The organism is Hymenobacter sediminicola, assembly GCF_014250515.1.
Classification (GTDB): domain Bacteria; phylum Bacteroidota; class Bacteroidia; order Cytophagales; family Hymenobacteraceae; genus Hymenobacter; species Hymenobacter sediminicola.
This window is the reverse complement of sequence record NZ_CP060202.1, coordinates 1,001,947-1,025,807: the sequence shown is the minus strand read 5'-3', so window position 1 is coordinate 1,025,807 and position 23,861 is coordinate 1,001,947. Positions and strand designations below refer to the sequence as shown.

Genomic DNA, 23,861 nt, shown 5'->3' with positions numbered 1-23,861 from the left:
TCGGCCGTACCGTAGCTTTTTCCTTCAGCTGTGCTCCTCTTTCTTATCAGCTGAATTCTACTCATAGAAAAGCCCCGTCAGCAACCAAGCTGACGGGGCTTTTCTATGAGTAGAATTCAGCTGTATTACTTAGCCTGAGCCGGGCGCGCCTGAACTACGCGTACTCCTACCGCCATAAGTCCTGGCAGCTGGTTCTGTCGCATGTATTGCTCCAGCACAATTTTGTAGGCCCCTGTCTGGTGAAATTTCTGATTAGGCAGCGCCAGAAATTGGTGGTCGTAGATGTCGCCGGTACCGCTGCCGCGCGGTTCGCCAGTTTGCGGATCCATGAGCAGCATCTGGTGCAGCAACTGTGAAACGGGTTTGCCGGCCGGGTCCGTAAGTGTGTGCTTCAGGTACAGATTGTAGTAACCATACGCGGAAGCGTTGCGCACATTGAAGTATACATCATAGCGCTGCGTGGTATCCGCAATGTCGAAGGTAAAGGCCGGCTTTTGCCGTACTGACCACGTATAGCCTTCAAAATCGACGTTCTTTTCATATACCTGGTTCTGGTCGCAGGCAGTGAGCATAGTCGCTGCAAGCAGCAGCGGCAACAGACGAAACAGTTTGCGCATAAACGAGTCAGGCAGCGTTAGGAAGCAGACGGAGCAGCAGATGGACCGCCAGTAGCGCCTCCTTCAGGACGGCGCCCACCGCGGCGGCTACGGCCACCCTCACGGGCCGGATTGGGGGTACCACCCTCCGGCGGAGCCGGGCGGTTGCCCGCTTCTCCGGAACCTCCGCGGGCACCACGCCGCTCATTGCCGGCGCGGCCGGAGCGTGGCTCCGTTCCCCCTTCGGGGCCGTTGCGGCGGCCCTCTGCTGAGCGGCCTTCACCACGGCCTCCTTCCGGGCGGGGTCCACCTTCTGAGGCGTTGGCAGAGCGGTTTCGGTTGTTGCGGCGGTTAAGCGGACGGGCAGCGGCCCCTCTAGGTCGGCGTGCTTCTTCGCCAGCACCAGTGCCTTCCGACACTGGCTTATCGGATGCTTCACCTTCGGCTGCGGCCGGGGCAGCGGCCCGCGGAGTAGCGGTGCGGCCCGAGGTACCACCACGCGGTGCGCTGGGCTGCTCGTCGGTGGCAGCATCTCCCTTTGTTCTCTTTTTAGGCCGCTTGGCACGCTTGCCGGCTTTTATCTTGTCATCGAGGCGCTCCAATGAGCCTTCCACAATGGCTGTTACATCAGGCGCTTTCTCCTCTTCTCTCACGGCCACCAGCAGCGTATCCACTTTCTCGCCCCGCCGGTTCATTTCCTGTACTTCGCGCACCCGCTCAGTGGGCAGCACCACCCAGTTGTTGTCGCCACGAATGGCAAACCACATCTTCCGGCGGAAAATATCGGTTTTCTGAAGTACGTATTCCCCCTTCTCGGTTACGAGAGGGCGCTGTACCTGCGGAATGTCTTTTAGGGCATCGAGGTATGTATCCAGCTCGTAGTTGAGGCAGCACTTGAGGCGCCCACACTGGCCGGAAAGCTTGGCGGGGTTGAGGCTCAGATTCTGGTAGCGCGCCGCCGTGGTGCTTACACTCTTGAAGTCGGTGAGCCAAGTAGAGCAGCATAGCTCGCGCCCGCACACCCCAATACCGCCCAGGCGGCCGGCTTCGTGGCGCAACGAAATCTGGCGCATTTCTACGCGCACCCGAAACTCGTCGGCGAGGCGCTTAATCAAATCCCGGAAGTCTACCCTGTCTTCGGCGGAGTAGAAGAATGTAGCGCGGGTGCGGTCCGCCTGATACTCTACATCGGAGAGCTTCATTTTCAGGCGCAGTTCGTCTACCACGGTGCGGGCCCGGAACATGGTGCCCGTTTCGAGGTCACGAACAGCGTTCCAGCGCTCTACGTCCTGCTCGGTAGCCACTCGCAGAATATTGCGGATGTCTTTGGAGTCGGTAGGTACTTTCTTCTTCTTCATCTGCAGCCGCACCAGTTCGCCTTTCAGCGAAACGTGGCCCAGATGCCAGCCATTGCCACCAGCCTCAATCACCACGGCGTCGCCGGTGATGAGCGGAAGGTGGCTGGCATTGCGGTAAAAATCCTTTCGGCCGCCTTTGAAGCGGATTTCAACAAGGTCAAATCCTTTGAAGTCACTGGGTGTGTCCAGATCCTGGAGCCAGTCGAATACATTAAGTCGCGTACAGCCGCTGCTACAGCTGCCTTTCGAGCCGCAGCCCGTGGCAGTTGTGGTAGAGCAGCCGCCGCCGGAGGAGCAGGAAGTACAGGCCACTACTAAAGTCTCTATATCGTGAAGCAGCACCTAAGTGCCGCTGAAAGTCGGTTTCATACAAAGATACAGAATTCGGAGGCGGGAGGGTACAGGGCTCATTAGGCCAGTGCGCAGCAGAGCTGGGGACTAGCTGAACTGTAGCTGCACGACTTGAAAATCAGAGCAAATATGTTGGCTAAAAATTTCACTTTAATAATGCCAGCCAAAACTTCATTAATCCTTCACCATTGGCTTATTTCCTGTTTTTCAGACGAAGAATATTCCAAATAACAAAAAGCCAAGATGTATATAATTATGACAACCAATTGCCAATAGTTTTGAAATATCATCAACAAATGACTAGTTTTTCGACGTAATTGTTCCTTTCCACAACCAAACCAACCAACCATCATCCATGAAAGTAAACCGTTTATTCACGCCATTGGCGCTGCTGGTCGGCGCTGCCATGTCTCTATTCTCCTGCGAAAAGAAGCAGGAAGTTGTTACAAAAAATGAAATTTCCGAAGAAACCATCGGCCAGATCAGCGCCCTTGGTTTCAGCGCCAAAGACGCCCAGAAAGTAGACGGTGGCGTCCTCGTGGAAGGCGACATCGTGCTGACCAACGAAATGCTCAACAGCACTCCTGACTACTCGATGATGCGGGTGGGCGAGGATGAGCAGTACCGTACTACCAACCTGGTAACTGGTCTGCCACGCAACATCACCATCCGGGTTTCGTCTACGCTGCCTTCTGCCTACGTGACTGCCACCGATGAGCTGGTGCGTCGCTACAATGCTCAGAACCTGCGCATCACGTTCACCCGTGTAGCTTCTACTTCTTCGGCCAATATCACCCTGACCAAGTCTCCTTCGGGAGCTGGCTATCTGGCTTCGGCTGGCTTCCCTTCCGGTGGCAATCCGTATAGCCAAGTGCTGGTAAACTCTACGGCATTGGGTACGGCTAATGCCAGCACGTATCTGGCAACTGTACTGGCGCACGAAGTGGGTCACTGCATCGGCTTCCGCCACACCGACTACATGAGCCGGCAGTATAGCTGCGGTGGCTCGGCCGTAAACGAAGGTGCCAGCACAGTAGGTGCCATCCTCATTCCCGGTACGCCGTCGGGTCCAGACCCAAGCTCGTGGATGCTGGCTTGCATTGGCAGCGGCGCAAACCGTCCGTTCAATACCAACGACCGTACGGCGCTCAACTACGTGTACTAACCGGTCGAGCAATCCGGCTATAAAAAGCTAGGAACTGCTACTACACCAAAACAAAACCCCTGGTCCTATTGGGCCAGGGGTTTTGTTTTGGTGTAGTAACTCCTGAATACCAAGTGTTGCTGCCCCTCCCGCAGCTGGCTGCGTGCCGGCAACGCTTCTCAGCTGTTTGGTGTGGTGTTGCTGTTTACTGGAAACTAGAAGAGAGCCGCCAAGGCGCAGAACATCTGTGTGAGTTGAAACGACCGAGTAGCCTACTCGGAAAGCAGCTTCATAATCTCTTGCTACAGCTACAATACCAGAATACGCCGCGTGATTTCCGGCCCGGCCCCCGCCCCAATACGAAGCAGATAGGTGCCCGGCTTCATGCCGTTCGTGGGCAGTTGGTTGATGGTACCGATTGTCGTGCTTTCGTGCAGCAAACGTCCCAGAGTATCGAAGAGGCGCAGGTGCAACTCCGTATTGGGGGGGCCAATGATGTTGAGTGGGGTCCCCGCAGTTGCCGGCACCGGAAAAACTAGGACCTCGGGCTGGCTCACCTGATACACAGTTTCCAGTTGGCTATGGAAAATCCGACCACCGCTGTCCTGCAGCTCCAGCCGATATTGGTTGAGACCAGACTGGGCGCTGGCATCAGTCAGTGTGAAGCGAAGCTGCGTAACCGGGCTTTGGGTGAGTATCGTGCGGAACTCACCTTGCTCGAGCCGCTGCAGCTTAAGAGACTGAAGCCGGAACGTGCTACCTAGCTCTACCAGCAGCTGCACCGTATCGGCAACGGGCTGCCGGCCGATGAAGGAGCGAATGTAACAGTCGAAACCGGCCGTGTTGCGGTTGATGGAAGAACCCCGTTCAGCCACCTGCCCACGAAGTACAGGCGCTACCGCATACTGCGGCACTGCCAGAGCGGCGCCAGTTAGCACGTATGTGGTATCTGAAATAAGCGCTACTGGTTCCATATGGGTAGCACCCAGCCGGTACAGTTGGTACTGTGCTGCGCCCAGCACATGCGGCCAGTACAGCAGCGCTTCATCGGGGCAGGAATACCCAATGTTCAGCGGGAGCGGGCGGGCCAGCGCGAACGTATCGGACACGATTGTGCCACTAGCTGAAACCATGCGCACTTGTGCCAGTGCAGTTGTGTCAGGGGCGGTCCAGGTATATGTGTGGGCGGCCAAGTCTACGGCGGGATTGATGCGGCGCCACACACTACTGCCAACTGGCCGGTACTCCAACTGTCCGGTAGCAGCAGGGCCCGCCCATTGCCACCGCAGCTGCGTGGCTTCGCCTGGTCGCACGTTGCGCAGTTTATTGGGTGTTAGCCACTCAAACCCGCTGTTCAGTTCATATGCCACACTGAACGCCTGCGGACCAGTTGCTACCGTGTAGCCGCGCACTGTTATCTGGTAGGTTCCGGGCGCGGGCGCCGCTAGGGTAATCTGTTCTACGTTGTTGAGGTGGTCGGGGCGGCGGCGGGCAGGTAGGGCCAGTGAGTCTGGGTGCGGGTAGGTGCTCAGAGTCCAAGGGCGCCAGCTGGTGCCATTGTTTGTCAGCAATACATCTAGGTCATTCAGTAAGGCGCTGGAAGCATTGGCAGCAGCGGCGGGGTCAGTCCACGCAAGTGTGAGCTTCAAGTGTTGCGTGCCGGGGGGCACCACCAGCGTAAACTGCGTCGTCTGCCCCTGCCCTACGCTGCCCTGAAAGTAGCGGCGGTCCAACATGGTACGCACGGCACCCAGCGCATTGGCCTGCCCGAAACCCGCCACAAAATCCACTTCCGGACGGCCCGTATCGTCGGCGCTATTAATCAAAGCCGCTTTTACCAGCGCGGACGGTGGCAGGACTCCGCCATTCTGGTCGCGGTAAGCTTGCTGCACCAGTAGGCTCATGCCCGAAACCAGAGCCGCTGCATCCGATGAACCTTCATCCCCAAAAGCCACTAGCTCCGGCTTAATCCGGCCGTCATAGGCCGGCCCTCGGGAACTCATGGCAGCTACCTGCCCCAACGCATTGGTCGCCCCTACGCTCAGCGTGTTTTTCGACATTTTGAACTGCCCGGTCAGGTTCGCTACGCCAGCCAACCCTTGGTAGGGACCAGTAGGGCTGGTTTGTGTACCAGAATTGCCGGATGAAAATACGTGTACCAGCGTTGGGTACTGCTGCGCCTGTGCATCATACGTCTGGGATTCCAGACCATAGTAATTCTCGATTCCAGTGCCGTAGGAGTGGTTTTGCACACTCACACTGCGCTGCTGCAGCTGCACTCCATCATCCGGTAGCAGGCGCACATAGTCGGAGGAAGTAATACGAGCCTGCCATGCCACGCCCCGGCCGGCCGGGGCGGAGTTGCCACCGCCAGCAATAAGCGTAGCCATGGTAGTAGCGTGCGACGAAACCACAACAGCCGCCGGATCAACGTTTACCAGCCGGCCCTTGAAGTCGATGTCCGTGACATCTAACGGGTTTTCTTTTACCGAAACTGTGAGCCCCTGCCCGGCTAGCGCAGGGTAGCGGCGGTGCAGCGGTGTCACGCTATTCACGTTTAGGTCGGCCTGGTTTAGCTGCCGCTCATCATAGGCCCGGCGGTCAGCGGCATCAACGAACGTAATGAGCGGCGAGGCCCCTAGTACCTGTAGCTGGGCCTGGCTTACTCCGGATAGCAGGAATATTTGCGGCTGGCCTGCTTCGGCCCGTAGTACAGCACCTGGCAATTCCTGTCGCGCCCATTGCCTAAATGCTGCCGCATTGCGTGTCTGAACCCGCACGGTCTGGCGGGTAGTAGGTGCCATTCGGGCCGAAGCCTGCTGCAGTATGGGGGCCAGCTTGCTGGTGGGTACCTGCGGCCGTTGCTGAGCCAGCGCGGGCAAAGTCAACAACCCCACCAAGACATTTCCTACCCAGATACAAGCAGCACGATACGTCATAGAAAACAGGATAATCAGAAGAGGCCCTTATCCGCGGCTTTGCGAAACTGGCACCTTCTCAAATTTAGGCAAAAACCCATATCAGCACTTATTGAACCCTGCTAGTATGAGCCAAAAGATTATGGTGTATTGAGTGCTTGCGTTGGTTTTACTGGCAGTTTGCCCGCTTTTAGTCAGCGTATCCTTTCTGCCAATGACTTGCATTAGATAGCAGAATTATCAGATATAAAAAGGGTTGACACATTCCGGCATTTTTTGAATATAAACAGGAGCCACTTTGCCAGCCATATAAACAATAGCATTACACTTCTTTTCCTGTATCAGTGCTGCCAACAAAAGTTGGGTCTGGTGTTGGAGAAGAGCACGAGGTGATGTCAAATCAGCTATAGCTTTATTCCAGTATAGGCACTACTTACACTCGGCAGTGCTATAGCCTGCCTTCTCCAACCGCACGCGCCTACCGGTTTTATAGCTTATACACCTGTATACCAGCCGCCGTAAACACATAGGCGTACCCTTCTCCTACCAGCACCTGCCGCACGTCAGCGGCTACACCGGGTGGCAATGCTACCGTGCGCTGGGCCAGCGTGTAAAGGTGGAAAAACTGAATTGCTCCGTCAGCCAGAAAGTACAGCTCGTCGCCGCGGAAGCCAATGGTGCTTAGGCCAGCAAAGGGCAGCTTCTTGCGGTAATTCCCCAAGTTATCAAACACGTATACCCCATTCACCCGGTCTACCAGATAGAGGTTGTTCTGGTACTCGCGCAGAAACCGAAAGTCCGGACGGGAACGGCCAATCAGCAAATCGAGCGGTGTGGAATGGGTAAAGGTTTTGGCGTTGGCATCAAACTGGCGCAGCGTCAGGTCCGATTCGTTCAGCAGCCAGAGCCGGTCATCAGGCGCCAGCGTAGCGGTGCGGGCCGTACCATCGAGCAAGTCGAGCAAGTTGAACTGACCCAGCGGAGCGGCAAATCGGTCAAGCAACAGTAGCTGTTGACGGTCGTCGTAGAACACCAGAATCTTGGTGGTGTTCCAGGCCTCCAGTTGCGCTACATGGCCCGGCTGTGGCGGCGAAAAAGTATTTAACGCCTGTCCATCGGGGCCATATTGATGGATATTGTCGCGGACATCGGCCACGTACAACGTGCCACGGCGGTCCAGGGAAGCCACGCCCGGCTGCGGCAACGCAATAGTGCGCACCAGTTGCCAGGTTCCGGCCGGGGTCGTTGGTTCATTGGCTTTGGCTACTGCAGGCGACGCCGCGGCCGGAGCCGGCTTGCCAGGCGGCACTACTGATGCGGGTGTAGGAACTGTAGTCTGAGCAACAGCCGCCGGAAAGATTTGAAAGCTCAGTGCCAGTAGCAGAAGCCCCAAACGCATTGCTTGTGGCCTATAGGCTGAACTTAAGGCCCTGAACATCATTCTAGCCTTGGTGCTGCTCGAAATGCCGCAAGGCGAGGTCGTTGCCATCATACACGCCATAAGAGCAATAATTGACCCACTCGCCGAGGTTCACATAGCGGCTGTCGGCAGCTACCGATACGTCGAGGGGCAGGTGGCGGTGACCAAATACGTAATAGTCGTGGTGGAAACGCCGCTCCAGCTCCCGGCAGTACACCAGCAGCCACTCGTCCTCACCAAAGTATTTGGCGTCGGCGTCGGCATTCTGAATTCGGCTATGACGGCTCCAGCGGTTGGCAATGCCAATACCCAGATTAGGATGCAGCCGCGCAAACAGCCACTGCGACACTGGCGAGGCAAATACCCGCTTCAGCATCTTGTAGGTGTAGTCCTTCGGTCCCAGCCCGTCGCCGTGCCCGATATGAAACTCACGCCCTCCAATCAGCTGGCTCACCGGATGGCGCAGAATCGGAATGCCCAGCTCCTTCGTGAAGTAGTCAAACATCCACATGTCGTGGTTGCCGGTGAAAAAAATGATGGGAATACCAGCATCCGTCAGTTCGGCCAGCTTGCCCTGCAGCCGGATAAAGCCACGCGGAATGGCATGCTTATACTCAAACCAGAAGTCGAAAATGTCGCCGAGCAGGTAGATAGCAGCAGCGTCCTGGGCAGCTTCATCAAGCCAGCGCACAATGCGCCGCTCCCGCTCCAGCGAGCGGGCGGCATCGGGGGCACCGAGGTGAAAATCGGAGGCGAAGTATACGCGGCGGCCGGCAGGCAGCGCCAGATCAGGCAGGCGGGGTGGCGGGGTCGGCTTCGTCATCCAACAAAAACAGGGCAATGCTGCGTGGGCCGTGGGCTCCGAGCACAAGAGTCTTTTCAATATCAGCCGTGCGGCTCGGCCCAGTAGTCAGCGAAATCATGGACGGCAGATGATCTGCGCCATATTTCGCTTGGGTGCGGCGCAATGCGTCGCCGATGTCGGCTACCACCTGCGAAGTGCGGGCAAACACGAGGTGCTGGTCGGGGTAGATGCTCAGGCGCCGGCCGCTGCTGCTGGCCGCGCTTACCAACACACTGCCTGTGCGGGCCACCAAAGCCTCGCAGGTCGTCAGGCCTGCATCAGCGTGCTCCAGAAAATCGGTTTCATCGGGCTGAAATACGATGCCGCCGCCATGCAGGAGTTTTTTCAATTCCGGTTCCCAGACAAACAGCCGCTCCAGTTCCTTCTCCTTTTTATAGATAAATAGCTGGTCGTAGAAATGCTCTTCCGACTCGCAGAAATACAGCTGCCCACCCACACGCACGAAGCTTTCGGCAAAAGCAATGGCCAGGTCGCCGGTGGGGGCGGGGTGCAAGGGTGCCGCGAAGTCAGGCGCAGCCTTAGGCGGCGTGGGCTCCCGCAACGATTCGCGGATACGGCGCAGGATAATGTCGCGGGACGATTCGGGCATGGCGCAAAGGTACTCGGAAAGCAGCTAGGCTTAAAACTAGCATAAATGGGCCGGTCCTCCACAAAAAAAGGCCAGCCCTTTCCGGACTGGCCTTCTTCTGAATCGGGCTGTTTATACCGGCGTCACAGCCGAGCCGCTGGGCTCCGAAGTAGCACCTGATTGTGTGTTGTCGTCCACGCCAGGCAGGTTCAGCGGGGGCAGGTCGTTCTGCAACGGATGCTCCTGCTTCCGTTCGCTCAGAGTTTCTGAACGGTCGGTGCCGGCCATATGAGCTTGGTAGTTGGTTTGCACGCCATGAGGACGCTTGCCTACGAGGCGCTCCAGGTCATCCTGCAGCAGCACTTCCTTTTCCAGCAACTCCTTAGCAATTACCTCCAACTCGTGGCGGCGCTCGGTCAGCAGTTCCTTGGTCCGGATGTAGGCGTTTTCGATAATGTTGCGCACTTCCTCATCAATCATCTGCGACGTAGCTTCGGAATACGGCTTCGAGAAACCGTACTCGTTCTGCCCTTTCGAGTCGTAGTAAGAGATATTGCCGAGCTTGGCGTTCATGCCGTACATCGTCACGATGGAGTAGGCCATCTTGGTAATGCGCTCCAAGTCACTCAAAGCACCCGTCGAAATCTTACCGAACACCAACTCTTCGGCTGCACGGCCACCTAGGGTCATGCACATTTCGTCGGTGAGCTGCTCGGTATTGTACAGGAACTGCTCACGCGGCAGATACTGCGCGTAGCCCAGCGCCGCTACCCCACGGGGCACGATGCTCACCTTCACCAACGGGTCGGCATGTTCCAGGAACCAGCCTGCAATGGCGTGGCCAGCTTCGTGGTAGGCTACAATGCGCTTCTCGTCGGGACTGATGATTTTGTTCTTCTTCTCTAAGCCCCCAATCACACGGTCAACTGCATCAGTGAAGTCCTGCATAGTTACCATCTTCTTATCGCGGCGGGCGGCAATCAGAGCGGCTTCGTTGCAGACGTTGGCAATTTCAGCACCAGCGAAACCAGGGGTCATGGCGGCCAGCTTACGGGCCTCCACATCCGGGCCAAGCGTAATCGGCTTCAAGTGCACCTGGAAAATCTCAGTGCGGCCATTGATATCCGGCTTGTCGATGCTGATCTGACGGTCGAAACGACCGGGACGTAGCAACGCCGAGTCTAGCGTGTCAGGGCGGTTGGTAGCAGCCAGGATGATTACCCCGGAATCGGTACCGAAACCGTCCATTTCTACCAGCAGCGAGTTGAGCGTGTTTTCCCGCTCGTCGTTGCCACCAGGGACGTTACCGCGGCTACGGCTACGGCCAATGGCATCAATTTCGTCAATGAAGATGATGCAGGGTGCTTTGGCTTTGGCCTGCTTAAACAGGTCCCGCACCCGGGCTGCTCCTACCCCCACGAACATTTCTACGAAGTCGGAGCCCGACAACGAGAAGAACGGCACATCGGCTTCACCCGCCACAGCTTTTGCCAGCAGGGTTTTACCCGTACCAGGAGGGCCTACCAGCAGTGCTCCTTTCGGAATTTTACCGCCGAGAACAGTAAATTTCGAGGGATTCTTGAGGAACTCCACAATTTCCTGCACCTCTTCTTTAGCTTCTTCCAGACCGGCTACATCCTTAAATGTGATTTTCACCTTGTCGCCACCCTCAAATAGGGCCGCGCGGCTCTTACCGATATTGAAAATCTGGCCACCAGTTCCGCCTGCACCACTCATGCGGCGCATCAGGAACCAGAAACCAACGAAGAGCAGAATGGTAAAGCCCCACGTCGTGATAACGTCGCCGTAGCCGGTACGCGTGTCGAAGGTGATACCAATACGCTTGTCGAGCGGAATATTGGCTTGCAGCTTCTCAAAATCCTCCTTAAAGGTCTTGCCGTCTACCACCCGAAACCCAAACTGTGGGCTAGTGTCAAACGTGAGGGGCCCACGGCGGCTCAGAAGCTGGTTGTAGCGGCCTGACTTCACCGCTTCGTTTTTGAGCGAAACCTCCACCAGGTTTCGGTCGGTGAGCAGTTTTACGTCGCGCACGTCGCCGGCCGCGTACATCTGCTCAAATTTCTGCTGGTTGATTTCGACAGTGCTGCCGCTTTGGTTGAAGAACAACCAAGCGCACAGAAACAAAACCAACCCGGCCAGTAGCCAGAGCTGCATCCCCGGTTTAGGGGTGGGTGAAGGCAGCATGGGCTTCTTCTTTTTGGGCGTGTTATCAGGCATGAATAGAAATTAGCTAAAGCAAAAAACAAAGGCGGAACACGCCGCCCGTACGTTTGTTCCCGGAGGCAGACGCAGCTGCCCCGGTTTTACTTTATCGTGTCGGTACAGTTTCCTCTTCCACGTACCGGATTACTGCATCGCCCCACAGCTCTTCCAGAGCGTAGAACTGGCGCCGGTCGCGCAGGAAAACATGCACTACTACGTCCACGTAGTCGAGTAGCACCCACTCGCGGTTGGTGCGGCCTTCCGTCTGCCAGGGGTTCTGGCCGGTCAGCTTTTCTACTTCCTCTTCTACCGAACGGGCAATAGCATCAATCTGCGTATCTGAAGAGGCCGAGCAGATAATAAAATAGTCTGCTACAGCATTTTTGAGGTCTTTGAGGTTTAGTACCACGATATCGACAGCTTTCTTTTCCTGCATGCCGCGTACTACTACATCTGCCAACTTGTCCGAATCCTGTCGAACCAGGGTACTTTTCATGGGGTATTGTTAGGTTTGAACATCACAAAGTACGAAAATCAAGTGGAGGCTCTATTCCCGCAAACTCTCTTCACGGGCCGCCAAGTGGTTTGGTTGCCCGAATGTGCCTCAACAAACGCCGAAGCACAAAACCTTATTGGCGAAAACCGCGCCACCGACGGCTGCGTGGTAATTACCGACAAACAGACCGCTGGCCGGGGCCAACGGGGTAACCGTTGGGAAACCAATCCGGGCGAAAACCTGACGTTTTCGGTGATATGGCGCCCTACGTTCCTGCCAGCTCAGGATCAATTTCTGCTCAGCCAAGCTGTTGCGCTGGCCGTGCACGATTGGGCAACCTCTTTGCTCGGACCTGACGCAGCATTGCGCGTGAAATGGCCCAACGACATTTTCTATGGCGACCGAAAGCTAGGCGGTATCCTTATCGAAAACACGCTTAGCGGCACAATGATTCAGCAGAGTGTAGTCGGGATTGGGATTAATGTAAACCAGCGAGCATTCGGCGCGCATACTGCCACTTCGCTTGCTTGGATAACGGGCCGGGCCTACGCCCTGCCAGCCTTGGTCACTCGCTTGCTCGAGTGCTTGGAGCGCCGCTATCTGCAGCTGCGCGCCGGTCGTCTGTCCGCCATCCGCTACGACTATCTGCACGCGCTTTACCGGTACCAAGAGGCCCATCCTTATGAAATAGAGGGTCGCCGCCTCACCGGCGAAATTATGGGAGTCGATGAACTGGGCCGTTTGGCTGTTGCGATAGAAGGCCAGTTGCGCCACTTTGATCTGAAAGAAATCCGCTACGTGCTCCAGTAAGGCGCTTACTAGTAGATGCAGAAAAAGCACGCATTTTTTTGAGTCGGGCTATAAAAGCCAGGCAACCTTTTGACAGGAGTATCCGAGTTGCTCTATATGAACTGGAATGGCTAGTTGCGCAACCTTTTCACTTCCGGAGTCATCTGTATCCCAGGCATGTGCTTACACTTAGGCACGGTGCTTGTCTACTGGCATGCGTGCTATCTGTTCTGCCCCTTTGGCAGCGAGATGTAACATCATTAAAAAATCAATATATTTAGAGTACCTGCCGCTGGGCCCGTACTCTACAACCCGTACTGAATGTCATGAAAATTTCTACGCGTCTTTTTGGAGTACTGGCTCTTTTGCTGGCACAACTCTCTGCTTTGGCGGCCACCATTACGGTGGAAGTCGGTGACAACTTCTATCGTCCGGCAGCTGTAACCATTCGTCCTGGTGATGAGATACGCTGGGTAAACGTAGGTTTCGGCACCCACCCTACTGCTTCAGACAACGCATCCTGGGCTACATTCACTATCAGCCCTGCCTCCACTACCAACTCCATCGTTTTTAACACGGCCGGCACTTTCAACTACCACTGCACAGCGCACTCGTCGTTTGCTGGCAACCAGTGGATAGGCCAGACGGGCACTATTACCGTAAGCAATGCCCCGCAAGCTACGCTGGATGCCAAAGCGGCCAGCATTGGGATGAGCGTTTACCCCAACCCCAGCAAGGGCTTGGTAACCGTAACTGTGAGCCAGAAAGTCGGCTCGGAGTACAAGCTGCGGCTGAGCAATATTATTGGCCGGGAAGTGCGCACTGTCACGCTACGTCCTGAAACAGCCGCGGCTGGTGTGCCTATTAATCTCTCCGACCTGCCGACTGGCATGTACATCTACAGTTTGCTGGTCAACGATAAAGTAGTGGCAACAAAGCGGCTGGTTCTGCAGAACTAACGCATTCGAGATACATATTTTCTGAAAAAGCGGCCGGTACTCCCGGCCGCTTTTTTTATGTGTTGCACACGCCAACCCCTGTTTTGGGCGTTGAATGGGGTGCGGTGCGGCCGGATTTATTCTCTACTTTTGGTCCATCACGGATTTCTGCATCATTTAAACCCCGTCGGGCCCTAACGACGGGCGGGGCTCTCCCCGTCCCTACCCCAAGCACGCATGCGTTCATACAAAAGCCTGAATGACTTAGTGGGCTGGCTGGTTTTCGCCATTGCCACCCTTACCTATCTACTCACGCTCGAACCCACAGCCTCGTTCTGGGACTGCGGCGAGTTTATTGCCTGTTCGTATAAGCTACTGGTGCCGCACCCACCGGGTGCGCCTACCTTCTTGCTACTGGGCCGCATCTTCTCCCTATTCTCATTCGGAGACGTAACGAAAGTGGCGGTGCTGGTGAATGCGCTGTCGGCGCTGAGCAGCTCGTTCACGGTGCTGTTTCTGTTTTGGACCATCACAATGCTGGCCAAGAAGCTGGTGTTGCATCGTCAGGTAGCCGGCCACACGGTACCGGGCACGCCGGAGCCTACTTCGGGCCAGACACTGCTCATCTTGGGCGCCGGTGTGGTGGGTGCTTTGTCGTTTGCTTTTTCCGATTCGTTCTGGTTCAACGCTGTGGAGGGTGAGGTGTACGCTATGTCGTCGCTGTTTACGGCGGCCGTAGTCTGGATTATGTTGAAATGGGAAAACCGCGCCCACGAGGCCGATTCCGACAAATGGCTAATCCTGATTGCCTACGTTATCGGCCTGAGCATTGGGGTCCACTTGCTGAACCTGCTGGCGGTGCCGGCTCTGGCCTTCATCTACTACTACCGCCGTACCCAGAACCCGACTACTTTGGGCGGCATCATCACGCTGGTTGTAAGCCTTGTGATTGTAGGCCTGATTCTGGTGGGCATCATCCCAGGCCTGCCTTCGCTGGCGGGCGGATTCGAAGTATTCTTCGTCAACAACGTGCACCTGCCATTCAACTCGGGCATCATCATTTTCCTAGTGCTGTTCGTGGGTCTGCTGTGGCTGGGCTTCCGCTACTCGTTCCAGAAGCGCAACCGCCTCGTGAACACGGCTATGCTGAGCCTCGTGTTCATCCTGATTGGCTACTCCAGCTACCTCATCATCCCGATTCGGAGCAGCTACCACCCTACTATCAACGAGAACAACCCCGAGGACGTCCTGAGCTTCGTGAGCTACCTGAAGCGCGAGCAATACGGCGACCGTCCGCTGCTGTACGGCCCGCAGTTCAACGCCCGCCCCGTCCGCTACGAGGACGGCGCACCACGCTACGTGCGCGAAGGCGACCGGTACGTGGTAGCCGAAAAGCGCCAGACGCTCATTTATGACGATGCCGACAAGATGCTGCTGCCGCGCATCTACAGCCCGCAGCCCGAGCACATCTACAACTATCAGAAGTGGGTGGATATCCGGGAAGGTGTGAAGCCGACCATGGGCCAGAACCTGTCGTTCCTATTCCGTTACCAGATGGGCCATCAGTTCTGGCGCTACTTCCTCTGGAACTACGTCGGCCGCCAGAGCGACATTCAGCAATCCGGGGGCCTGTGGCCTTGGGATGCTGGCAAGAGCGGTGTGCCGGAACGCATGGCCGACAGCCCCGCCCGCAACAACTTCTTCGCCATTCCGCTGATTCTGGGCCTGATTGGCTTGTTCTTCCACGCCCGCCGCGATTCGCGCAATGCCTTTATTGTGGGCCTGCTGTTCGTGTTTACGGGCTTGGCCATTGTGGTATACCTCAACCAGCCACCCATCGAGCCGCGTGAGCGGGACTACACGTTCACGGGCGCCACGTATGCCTTCGCCATCTGGATTGGGCTGAGTGTGCTGGGCCTGGCAGAATTGCTCCGTTCCGTGTTGAAAGCTGATACGCCCCGCGCCGTAGCTGCTACTGTGCTGGGCCTGCTGGCTCCCTTAATCCTGGTAGCGCAAGGCTGGGATGATCACGACCGGTCGGACCGCTACAACTCCGTGGATTCGGCTAAGAATCTGCTGAATTCGCTGCAGCCCAACGCCATCCTGTTCACCAACGGCGACAACGACACCTTCCCGCTCTGGTATGCCCAGGAGGTAGAAGGTGTGCGGACCGACGTGCGCGTAGCCGTACTTAGCTACCTGAACACCGACTGGTATATCCAGCAGATGAAGCGTAAGGCCTATCTGTCGCAGCCGCTGCCCATCTCCATGCCCAACGACCGGTACAAGCAGGGTACCAATGATATGCTGCCTTACGCCGAGAATCCTTCGGTGAAAGAAGTAAACCTGAATGAGTTTATTCAGCTGGTGAAAGACAACAGCGAGCTGCTGCAGGTGTCGTATGGCGAAGGCTCGCCGATGATGATGTCGTATCCGACCCGCAAGTTCTACCTGAACGTAGACACGGCCGCCGTGAAGAAGCAGGGCCTCGTGCCAGCTGACCGCAGCAAGCAACTGGTGTCGCGCATGGAATGGGACATGGGCAAAGGCGCCATCGAGAAGAAGAATCTGGTGATACTGGACATGCTGGCTACCAACAACTGGCAGCGCCCTATCTACTTCTCCAGCACCGTAGCCGGCTCCGACTTCATGAACCTGCAGCCATACTTCCAGCTGGAGGGCATGGCCTACCGCGTACTTCCCCTGAAGGACCCGAACTACGAGCCCCGTTCCTCCGATGAAGGCTACGTCGAAAAGAACATCATGTACGAGAACATGATGAAGAAATTCGCCTTCCGCAACCTCAACAAGCCGGGCATTTTCTATGACGAAAACCACCTGCGCTTCCCGGCTAACTACCGCGACAAGTTTGCCCGCCTCGCCAACGCTTACCTCGCCGACGGCGACAATGCCAAGGCCAAAGAAATACTGGACAAGGCTTTCGAAACGATGCCTGACGCCACTATTCCTTATGACTACTACTCGCCACAGTTTGTGCCGGCGCTGGTGACGGTAGGCGAGCAGGCGCGTGCCCACGATATCATGGACAAAATGACCAGCCGTGCTCAGGTAGCCCTAGCGTATTACCGCACCCACAATCCTGCCCTATTCGATATCGAAAGCCAGACTTATTTGCTGGGCCTGCAGAGCGTGTACCGCGCCGCTGAGCAGGTAGGCGACCAAGCCCGTGCTGGCAAGGCCCTGGAGTTGCTCAACCAGTATTACCCGCGTCAGTAAGAAGCGTTTCATAGCTCTACCAAAAAAGCCGGCCCACTTGGGCCGGCTTTTTTGTTGGCTTCTGCTGACATTACAAGCCATTTCTTCGTTTTAGTAGTCACACTCATTTAGCCACCAGTGAACCATCCGGTCCGACTACTTCTTTTTTGCGGCTTTCTGCTGACCCTGCTACCAGCTGCATCGGCCCAGCGGCGCGACTTTGCCGGCCAGTATCATTCCGATCAGAAAATCCTGGTTGATTCGCGGCGGGAAGGCGACAGTCTGCGCATCTATCTGCGCTTTCCTAATGGCAGCGTACTGCAGCAGAAACAGCCGCTGCGTGTGCTTGCATGGCCTGCGTATGATGCCAAACGCCCGGTTTGGGCCGATACCGTGTCTCATCTGGCGCGCCGTACTCGCCTTGAAGGTTCAGCTGCGCGCGTGGAGTTCTGCCTGCCTATAGCCCGCCTGCAAAGCGGCACCATCCTGAGCATGGCCTGCGGGCCGGCCAGTGTTGCGGCATCCGGCGAAGCCGCTTGGTTGCCCCTTACCGCAGCTCGACTAGCTCGCCCTTACATTCTTGCTGATAGTTTAGGCGTACCGCTTCTCCGGCGAACCGTGCGAGCAGGTGAAGCTTTTTATGTGGACCGCTACGGTCCTGAGCAGCCCGTCAGCGTGAAGCAATACACAACGCCTTTCGTGGCCGCTCTTCCGCCGCACGCCGACCCGTCGAGACAGGCGGCTGGCCCAGCTACGCTGGCGGTCCGCGACTCGCTGTTTGCCCGTGCCGGGGTACCGCTGGCACTGCCTGAGCCTGGCCTATACACCCTACGACTGATGGGTGAGCCCAGCCTATTGGGGTTGCTCGTGACCGGAGCCGAGTACCCAGACCTTACTACCGCCGACGAATTAATCCAGCCTCTTATCTATCTGACAACTTCGACGGAGCGCAAAAACCTATATGATGCTCCTAATCCTAAGCGGGCCGTTGATGAATTCTGGCTGAAAGCGGCGGCTGGCCAGCAGACCTTAGCACGCCAAGCAATTCGGCTGTACTATAGCCGCGCAGCTACTGCCAATCAATTATTTGCGGCGCACAAGGCGGGCTGGATGACGGACCGGGGCATGCTCTATATGGTGCTTGGCGCGCCCGATGCCGTGTACCGTACAGCCCAGGAAGAACGGTGGGTGTACCATGCTCGTGACAACGGTAGCTCAGCTACTTATATGTTCCGGCCCAAACCGAGTACCTTTGCGCCTGAACACTATGAACTGGTGCGCCGCCCCGAGAACGAACGTCTTTGGTATGCCGCCGTGGAGCAATGGAGAAAAGCAATGACCGCCCCCGGCCGCTAAAGCCGCGCCGCACTTTTTTTGATTCGGAAAACCGTCCGGTACCCCGCACCCCGCGCCGCGACTTCGGCGACGACGTACCCGGTGGCTACCGCCGCCCCGAAAGCCGTCCGGAAGGCCGTGACGAAGGGCGCCCCGATACCCGCAACGACAACCGAGGCGGACGGAGCTTTGATGGACCGCGCAATAATGCAGGCCGCTCGGCCGGCGGCGACAAGCCGTTCTATTCGCACCGCCCGGCTGCCGACCACAACATCGACATGCTATTCGGGTTGCGCCCTATTCTGGAGGCGCTGCATGCCGGCCGTACGCTGGAGAAAATCTTCCTGCTGCGCGGTACCAAAAACAGCCTGACGCAGGAAATCAACGACCTGGCCCGCGAGCGGGGCACGCCCGTGTCGATGGTGCCGACCGAAAAGCTGGACGGCCTGACGCGCAAGAACCACCAAGGCGCTGTGGCTTTCGTTTCGCCGATTGACTACATGCCGCTCGACAGCATCCTGTCCGGGCTTTACGAAGAAGGCAAAGTGCCCTTCCTGCTGATTCTGGACCGCATAACGGACGTACGCAACTTTGGTGCTATTGCCCGCAACGCCGAGTGTATGGGCGTGCACGCTATTGTGGTGCCAGCCCGCGGTGCTGCTCAGATCAACGGTGATGCTGTGAAAACCTCAGCCGGAGCGCTGAACCTGATTCCGGTGTGCCGCGAAAACAACCTGCGCGACAGTCTCAACTTCCTGCGGGAATCGGGCGTGCAGATTGTAGCCTGCACCGAGAAGTCCGACGCCAGCCTAGAAAGCTCTTCGGTTGACATGACCGGCCCGGTAGCGGTACTCATGGGCAGCGAGGAAGACGGTATTTCGCCGGAGTACCTACAACTCGCCGACCACCGCCTCCGCATCCCAATGACCGGCCAAATAGGTTCACTCAACGTATCGGTGGCCAGTGGCATTATGCTTTTTGAAGTCCTGCGCCAACGCCTGACTTCAGCCAAAGAATAGCTGCTAAGAATTGTACTAAAGAGAAAAGCCGGACCTGAATAGGCCCGGCTTTTTGCTGTGTAGATGCTGACTGTTAGTTGTAGCCCGCGCCTTTCTTAGCTTTCACGTCGGCAACGAAATCTTTCACGCGCTGCTCTTCGGTACGCTTGCAGATCAGCAGCACATTGTCATATTCTGCCACAATGTAGCCGTCGAGACCCTGCACTACGACCAGGCGCTCGGAGGGAGTCTTGATAACGCACTCTTGCGTGTCGTAGAGAATAGCGTCGCCGTCCACCACGTTGCCGTTTTCGTCGCGGCGGCCCATGCGGTGCAGCGAGTCCCAAGTGCCTAAGTCGCTCCAGCCGAAATCGGCGGGCAACACATACACGTTGTCGGCCTTTTCCATCACACCGTAGTCGATGCTGATGTTGCGGCAGCGAGAGTAAGCGGCCGTGATAAACTCTTCTTCCTGCGGAGTACCTAGCTGGGCACTTCCTTCCTCAAATACTTCTGATATGTCGCTCAGGTAATTGTGGAACGCCTTCAAAATTACGTCAGCACGCCACACAAATAGGCCTGAATTCCAGAGGAAGTCGCCACTAGCCAAAAACATGTTGGCTAGCTCCGTATTCGGCTTTTCCGTGAATGTCTTCACCTTTTTCAGGCCATTGGGCAGGCTGCTTGCCTCATCATCCATGAACTGGATGTAGCCGTAGCCGGTATCGGGGCGCGAAGGCTGGATGCCAAGCGTAATGAGTACCTCATGCGTGCGGGCCACATCTACGGCCAGCGAAATGACGCGCCGGAACTCATCTTCGCGCTGCACAGCATGGTCGGCGGGCGTTACCACTACCACAGCCTGCGGGTCGCGCTGCGCGATGCGGTAGCTGGCGTACGCAATGCACGGCGCTGTATTACGCCCGATGGGCTCACCCAGAATCTGGTCGGCCGGCAACTCCGGCAAATGCTGCTGCACCAACTCCCGATAGTCGCGGTTCGTGACCACAAAGACGTTTTCGGCTGGGCAAATGCCGGCAAACCGGTCAACGGTTAGCTGCAGCATGGAGCGGCCCACTCCCAGCACATCATGAAACTGCTTAGGATGGTTGGTGCGGCTGAAAGGCCAGAAACGGCTACCAATGCCGCCTGCCATAACCACTAGGTACGTGTGTTGATTCATAATCAAGTCTGGAAAACACCCACTGCGCCTCAGAGGATAAGGAGCTACCACATGGGCTCACAAATATCCGATTTTGTAAGACAACGAACAGTAGCCCGCTTTAAACAAGTCCTTCGCGGAGCAGATCGTGCAGATGGATAAAGCCGCTGAAGCGCCCTTGCTCCGTCACAATCAGCTGGGTGATGTTGCGCTGCTGCATGCGTGCTAACGCTTCTACCGCAAAATCATCTACATCTACGCTCACTGGGTTGGCCGTGAGAATGTCGCGGGCGCGCACATCTTCCAGCCGGCCGGCGAAATTGGTGAGCATACGGCGCAGGTCACCATCCGTGATGATGCCTTCCAGCTGGCCGGCCGCGGTCAGTACGGCCGTTGCGCCCAACCTCTTACCGGAGATTTCGAGGATAATATCCTTCAGAGGAGCACTGTCGAGTACCTGGGGCTGCTGGTTCTGCCGGCTCAGGTCGCCTACTTTCAAGTAGAGTTGCTTGCCAAGCGTGCCACCAGGATGCAGGCGTGCAAAATCCTGGCGCGTGAACTCGCGGCTTTCTAGCAGGCACACAGCCAACGCATCGCCAAGAGCTAGCGCGGCGGTAGTGCTGGTGGTGGGCGCCAAGTTGTGCGGGCAAGCTTCCCGTGTTACAGGCGCGTGCAGCACATAATCGGCCTGATGAGCAAGGTAAGAGTCGGCGTTGCTGACGAGGGCAGCCATTGGTACGCCTTTGCGCTTGAGCAGAGGCACCAACACTTTTATTTCGGGGGTGTCGCCGCTCTTGCTGATGGCTACCACAAAATCCTCCGGCTGTATCATGCCCAGGTCGCCATGAATGGCGTCGGCAGCGTGCATAAACAGCGCTGGCGTGCCCGTAGAGTTCAATGTGGCGACAATCTTGCCGGCAATGTGAGCACTCTTGCCGATGCCCGTGACTACTACCCGACCCCGCAAAGACAAAATCGCCTCTACGCATTGTGCAAAATCCGGTGTCTGCGCAATAACTTCTGCTACGCCTCGGATGGCCTCTGCTTCGTGCAAAAGCACTTTTTTTGCAATGGAATGAAGTTCGTTATGCGGTTTCAATCTAAATTTGATTAGGTATTGCGTGAAAGGGCCGTTCACGAAACAAGGTTTTGTCTTTTTGCCCGCTACACGTTACCGAATACTTCAAAAATCCCTAGATTGAGATAGGCAACCTGCGCCAGACGCCGAAAACCTATCTGAATTTCCCAACCGAGTAAGTGAGGATGTCGATGCCAGCTGTGAACACCGTAGTCAGTGAAAAACCTGATTTGAAAGGCAAGTTAAAGGAAGTTTTTGGGTACGGTCAGTTCCGCGGTACGCAGGAAGCCATCATCCAGAACGTCATCGAAGGCCACAATACCTTCGTGATTATGCCTACCGGTGCGGGCAAGAGCCTTTGCTATCAGCTGCCAGCGCTAGTGCTACCAGGCACAGCCATCGTCATTTCTCCGCTCATCGCCCTGATGAAAAACCAGGTCGACCAGCTCAACGCCTTTGGCGTGAATGCCCAATTTCTGAACTCGACACTGAGTAAGTCGGAAATCAACCGGGTCAAAAAAGACGTGATTAGCGGCGAGGTGAAGCTGCTGTATGTGGCGCCCGAGAGCCTGACCAAAGACGAAACCATCGACTTTCTGCAGAAAGCCACGATTTCGTTTGTCGCCATTGATGAGGCCCACTGCATTTCGGAGTGGGGCCACGATTTCCGGCCGGAGTACCGCCGCATTCGGGGTATCATCGACAACATCGGACAGGTGCCCATCATTGCCCTCACGGCCACGGCCACGCCCAAAGTGCAGCTGGATATCCAGAAAAACCTGCAGATGGACGATGCCTCAGTGTTCAAAACCAGCTTCAACCGCACCAACCTCTACTATGAGGTGCGCCCCAAGCACAACACCAAAAAGCAGCTGATTCAGTATGTGAAGCAGCGCAAAGGTCTGGGCGGCATCATTTATTGCCTGAGCCGCAAGAAGGTGGAGGAAATTGCGGAGTTGCTGAAGGTGAATGACGTGCGGGCCCTACCCTACCACGCCGGCCTCGACCCGCATGTGCGTATGGCCAATCAGGACGCTTTTTTGAATGAGGACGCCGACGTCATTGTAGCCACCATTGCCTTCGGGATGGGCATCGACAAGCCTGATGTGCGCTTTGTCATTCACTACGACACGCCCAAAAGCATAGAAGGCTACTACCAGGAAACCGGCCGCGGTGGCCGCGACGGGCTGGATGGCGACTGCCTGATGTTCTACAGCTACGACGACATTGTGAAGCTGGAGAAATTCAACAAAGACAAGCCTGTAACGGAGCGCGACAACTCCAAGCTGCTGCTCCAGGAAATGGCCAACTACGCCGACTCGGCGGTGTGCCGGCGCAAGCAGCTGCTGCATTACTTCGGCGAAACGTACCCGAAGGATTGCGGCTTCTGCGACAACTGCAAACACCCCAAGGAGAAGTTTGAGGCCAAAGACGAAGTGGCTATGGCGCTGAAAGCCGTGGTACAAACCGAGCAGCGGTTCGGCCTCGACCACATCGGCACCGTATTGATGGGTATGAACAATGCGCACGTGGAGAGCTATGGCCACAACGGCCTGCCCATCTACGGACAAGGCAAGCACCATGACGCACAATTCTGGCATTCGCTGCTGCGACAGTGCCTGATTTTTGGTTTATTGGAGAAGGATATTGAAAACTTTGGCGTTGCAAAAATCACCGACAAGGGTATGGACTTCATCGAGAATCCCCATTCTATTAAGCTCACCAAAGACCACGACTACGAGGAGGAGGTGAAGGAAGAGCAGGAGCAGGAAGAGGTGCAACAGGCCGCCGGCCACGACGAAGCCCTGTTCCAGATGCTGAAAGACCTGCGCAAGAAGATGGCCAAGGAGAAAAACCTGCCGCCTTATGTGCTCTTCCAGGACCCGTCGCTCAAGGAAATGGCTACCACCTTCCCGCTGAAGATGGACGACCTCGCCCACGTGGGCGGCGTCGGGCAGGGCAAGGCCACCAAGTTCGGTACGCCGTTCCTGGCCCTGATCAAGAAATACGTGGATGACAACGACATCGAAACGGCTACCGACGTGGTAGTGAAATCGGCTGTCAACAAGTCCAAAATCAAGATCTACATCATTCAGCAGATCGACAAGAAGATGGACTTGGAGGAAATTGCTTCTTCCAAGGGCATTGACATGCGGGAACTGATGGAGGAAATCGAGCACATCTGCTACTCCGGCACCAAGCTCAACCTCGATTACTACATCGATGGTGTACTGGACCACGAGCGTCAGGATGAAATCTATGACTACTTCATGTCAGCCAGCACTGATAATATTGCGGTAGCACTGAAGGAGCTCGGTTCCGATGAATACACCGAAGAGGATCTGCGCTTGATGCGTATCAAATTCCTGAGCGAGGTAGCCAACTAAGGTTTCCAGTTAGTACTGA

General features: G+C 56.4%; 17 protein-coding genes. 7 read left to right on the top strand and 10 right to left on the bottom strand.

Going from position 1 to position 23,861, the window contains the following annotated elements; all coding sequences use genetic code 11:
- Positions 1-125: 125 nt before the first annotated feature.
- Both H4317_RS04430 and H4317_RS04425 read right to left on the bottom strand, forming a co-directional pair.
- A complete protein-coding gene (locus H4317_RS04430; protein WP_185888943.1) occupies positions 126-617 on the bottom strand; it encodes a gliding motility lipoprotein GldH in 492 nt (163 codons plus the stop codon).
- A 17-nt stretch (positions 618-634) separates the two neighbouring features.
- Entirely contained in the window at positions 635-2,266 is a 1,632-nt protein-coding gene (locus H4317_RS04425) for a PSP1 domain-containing protein (RefSeq protein ID WP_185888942.1), read from the bottom strand.
- 394 nt (positions 2,267-2,660) lie between these two features.
- On the opposite strand from H4317_RS04425, the gene H4317_RS04420 reads away from it, so the two are divergent.
- Entirely contained in the window at positions 2,661-3,470 is an 810-nt protein-coding gene (locus H4317_RS04420; RefSeq protein WP_185888941.1) for a M57 family metalloprotease, read from the top strand.
- A gap of 287 nt (positions 3,471-3,757) precedes the next feature.
- Here H4317_RS04420 and H4317_RS04415 read toward each other — a convergent pair whose 3' ends face one another.
- From H4317_RS04415 to rsfS, 6 genes are all read right to left on the bottom strand, one after another.
- Positions 3,758-6,388 carry a S8 family serine peptidase gene (locus H4317_RS04415; RefSeq protein ID WP_185888940.1) on the bottom strand — a complete coding sequence of 877 codons (2,631 nt, stop codon included), beginning with the start codon at positions 6,386-6,388 and terminating at the stop codon, positions 3,758-3,760.
- Positions 6,389-6,854: 466 nt separating this feature from the next.
- A complete protein-coding gene (locus tag H4317_RS04410; RefSeq protein WP_185888939.1) occupies positions 6,855-7,766 on the bottom strand; it encodes an SMP-30/gluconolactonase/LRE family protein in 912 nt (303 codons plus the stop codon).
- Between the two features lie 43 nt (positions 7,767-7,809).
- Positions 7,810-8,610, bottom strand: a complete 801-nt coding sequence (locus H4317_RS04405; protein ID WP_185888938.1) for a UDP-2,3-diacylglucosamine diphosphatase — start codon at positions 8,608-8,610, stop codon at positions 7,810-7,812.
- Positions 8,576-9,241: a LutC/YkgG family protein gene (locus H4317_RS04400; RefSeq protein WP_185888937.1), complete on the bottom strand. Its 666-nt coding sequence runs from the start codon at positions 9,239-9,241 to the stop codon at positions 8,576-8,578. The genes H4317_RS04405 and H4317_RS04400 overlap by 35 nt, the downstream gene beginning before the upstream one ends.
- 111 nt (positions 9,242-9,352) lie before the next feature.
- Positions 9,353-11,458: an ATP-dependent zinc metalloprotease FtsH gene (gene ftsH, locus H4317_RS04395; RefSeq protein ID WP_185888936.1), complete on the bottom strand. Its 2,106-nt coding sequence runs from the start codon at positions 11,456-11,458 to the stop codon at positions 9,353-9,355.
- Between the two features lie 91 nt (positions 11,459-11,549).
- Positions 11,550-11,939 (bottom strand): ribosome silencing factor, encoded by a 390-nt coding sequence (gene rsfS, locus H4317_RS04390; RefSeq protein WP_185888935.1) that lies wholly within the window; start codon positions 11,937-11,939, stop codon positions 11,550-11,552.
- A gap of 15 nt (positions 11,940-11,954) precedes the next feature.
- Between rsfS and H4317_RS04385 the strand changes: the two genes are divergently transcribed.
- The 5 genes from H4317_RS04385 to rlmB all read left to right on the top strand — a co-directional run bounded on the left by H4317_RS04385 (position 11,955) and on the right by rlmB (position 19,236).
- Complete coding sequence (locus tag H4317_RS04385) at positions 11,955-12,749, top strand: biotin--[acetyl-CoA-carboxylase] ligase (RefSeq protein WP_260625821.1); 795 nt, start codon at positions 11,955-11,957, stop codon at positions 12,747-12,749.
- A 305-nt stretch (positions 12,750-13,054) separates the two neighbouring features.
- Positions 13,055-13,687, top strand: a complete 633-nt coding sequence (locus H4317_RS04380; protein ID WP_185888934.1) for a T9SS type A sorting domain-containing protein — start codon at positions 13,055-13,057, stop codon at positions 13,685-13,687.
- 216 nt (positions 13,688-13,903) lie between these two features.
- The gene (locus H4317_RS04375; RefSeq protein WP_185888933.1) at positions 13,904-16,903 is read left to right on the top strand and encodes a glycosyltransferase family 117 protein; all 3,000 of its coding nucleotides are present in this window, start codon (positions 13,904-13,906) and stop codon (positions 16,901-16,903) included.
- A 117-nt stretch (positions 16,904-17,020) separates the two neighbouring features.
- Positions 17,021-18,238 carry a GWxTD domain-containing protein gene (locus tag H4317_RS04370; protein ID WP_185888932.1) on the top strand — a complete coding sequence of 406 codons (1,218 nt, stop codon included), beginning with the start codon at positions 17,021-17,023 and terminating at the stop codon, positions 18,236-18,238.
- Positions 18,205-19,236, top strand: coding sequence for a 23S rRNA (guanosine(2251)-2'-O)-methyltransferase RlmB (gene rlmB / locus H4317_RS04365; RefSeq protein WP_260625820.1), 1,032 nt, complete (start codon positions 18,205-18,207; stop codon positions 19,234-19,236). The genes H4317_RS04370 and rlmB overlap by 34 nt, the downstream gene beginning before the upstream one ends.
- A gap of 73 nt (positions 19,237-19,309) precedes the next feature.
- Here the strand turns inward: rlmB and H4317_RS04360 are convergent, their stop codons facing one another.
- Together H4317_RS04360 and H4317_RS04355 are read right to left on the bottom strand one after the other, a co-directional pair.
- A complete protein-coding gene (locus tag H4317_RS04360) occupies positions 19,310-20,398 on the bottom strand; it encodes a mannose-1-phosphate guanylyltransferase (RefSeq protein WP_185888931.1) in 1,089 nt (362 codons plus the stop codon).
- Positions 20,399-20,498: 100 nt separating this feature from the next.
- Positions 20,499-21,476: a KpsF/GutQ family sugar-phosphate isomerase gene (locus H4317_RS04355; protein WP_432805906.1), complete on the bottom strand. Its 978-nt coding sequence runs from the start codon at positions 21,474-21,476 to the stop codon at positions 20,499-20,501.
- 170 nt (positions 21,477-21,646) lie between these two features.
- Here H4317_RS04355 and recQ point away from each other — a divergent pair, with 170 nt between their 5' ends.
- Positions 21,647-23,842 carry a DNA helicase RecQ gene (recQ, locus tag H4317_RS04350; RefSeq protein WP_185889938.1) on the top strand — a complete coding sequence of 732 codons (2,196 nt, stop codon included), beginning with the start codon at positions 21,647-21,649 and terminating at the stop codon, positions 23,840-23,842.
- The last annotated feature ends 19 nt before the right edge of the window (positions 23,843-23,861 follow it).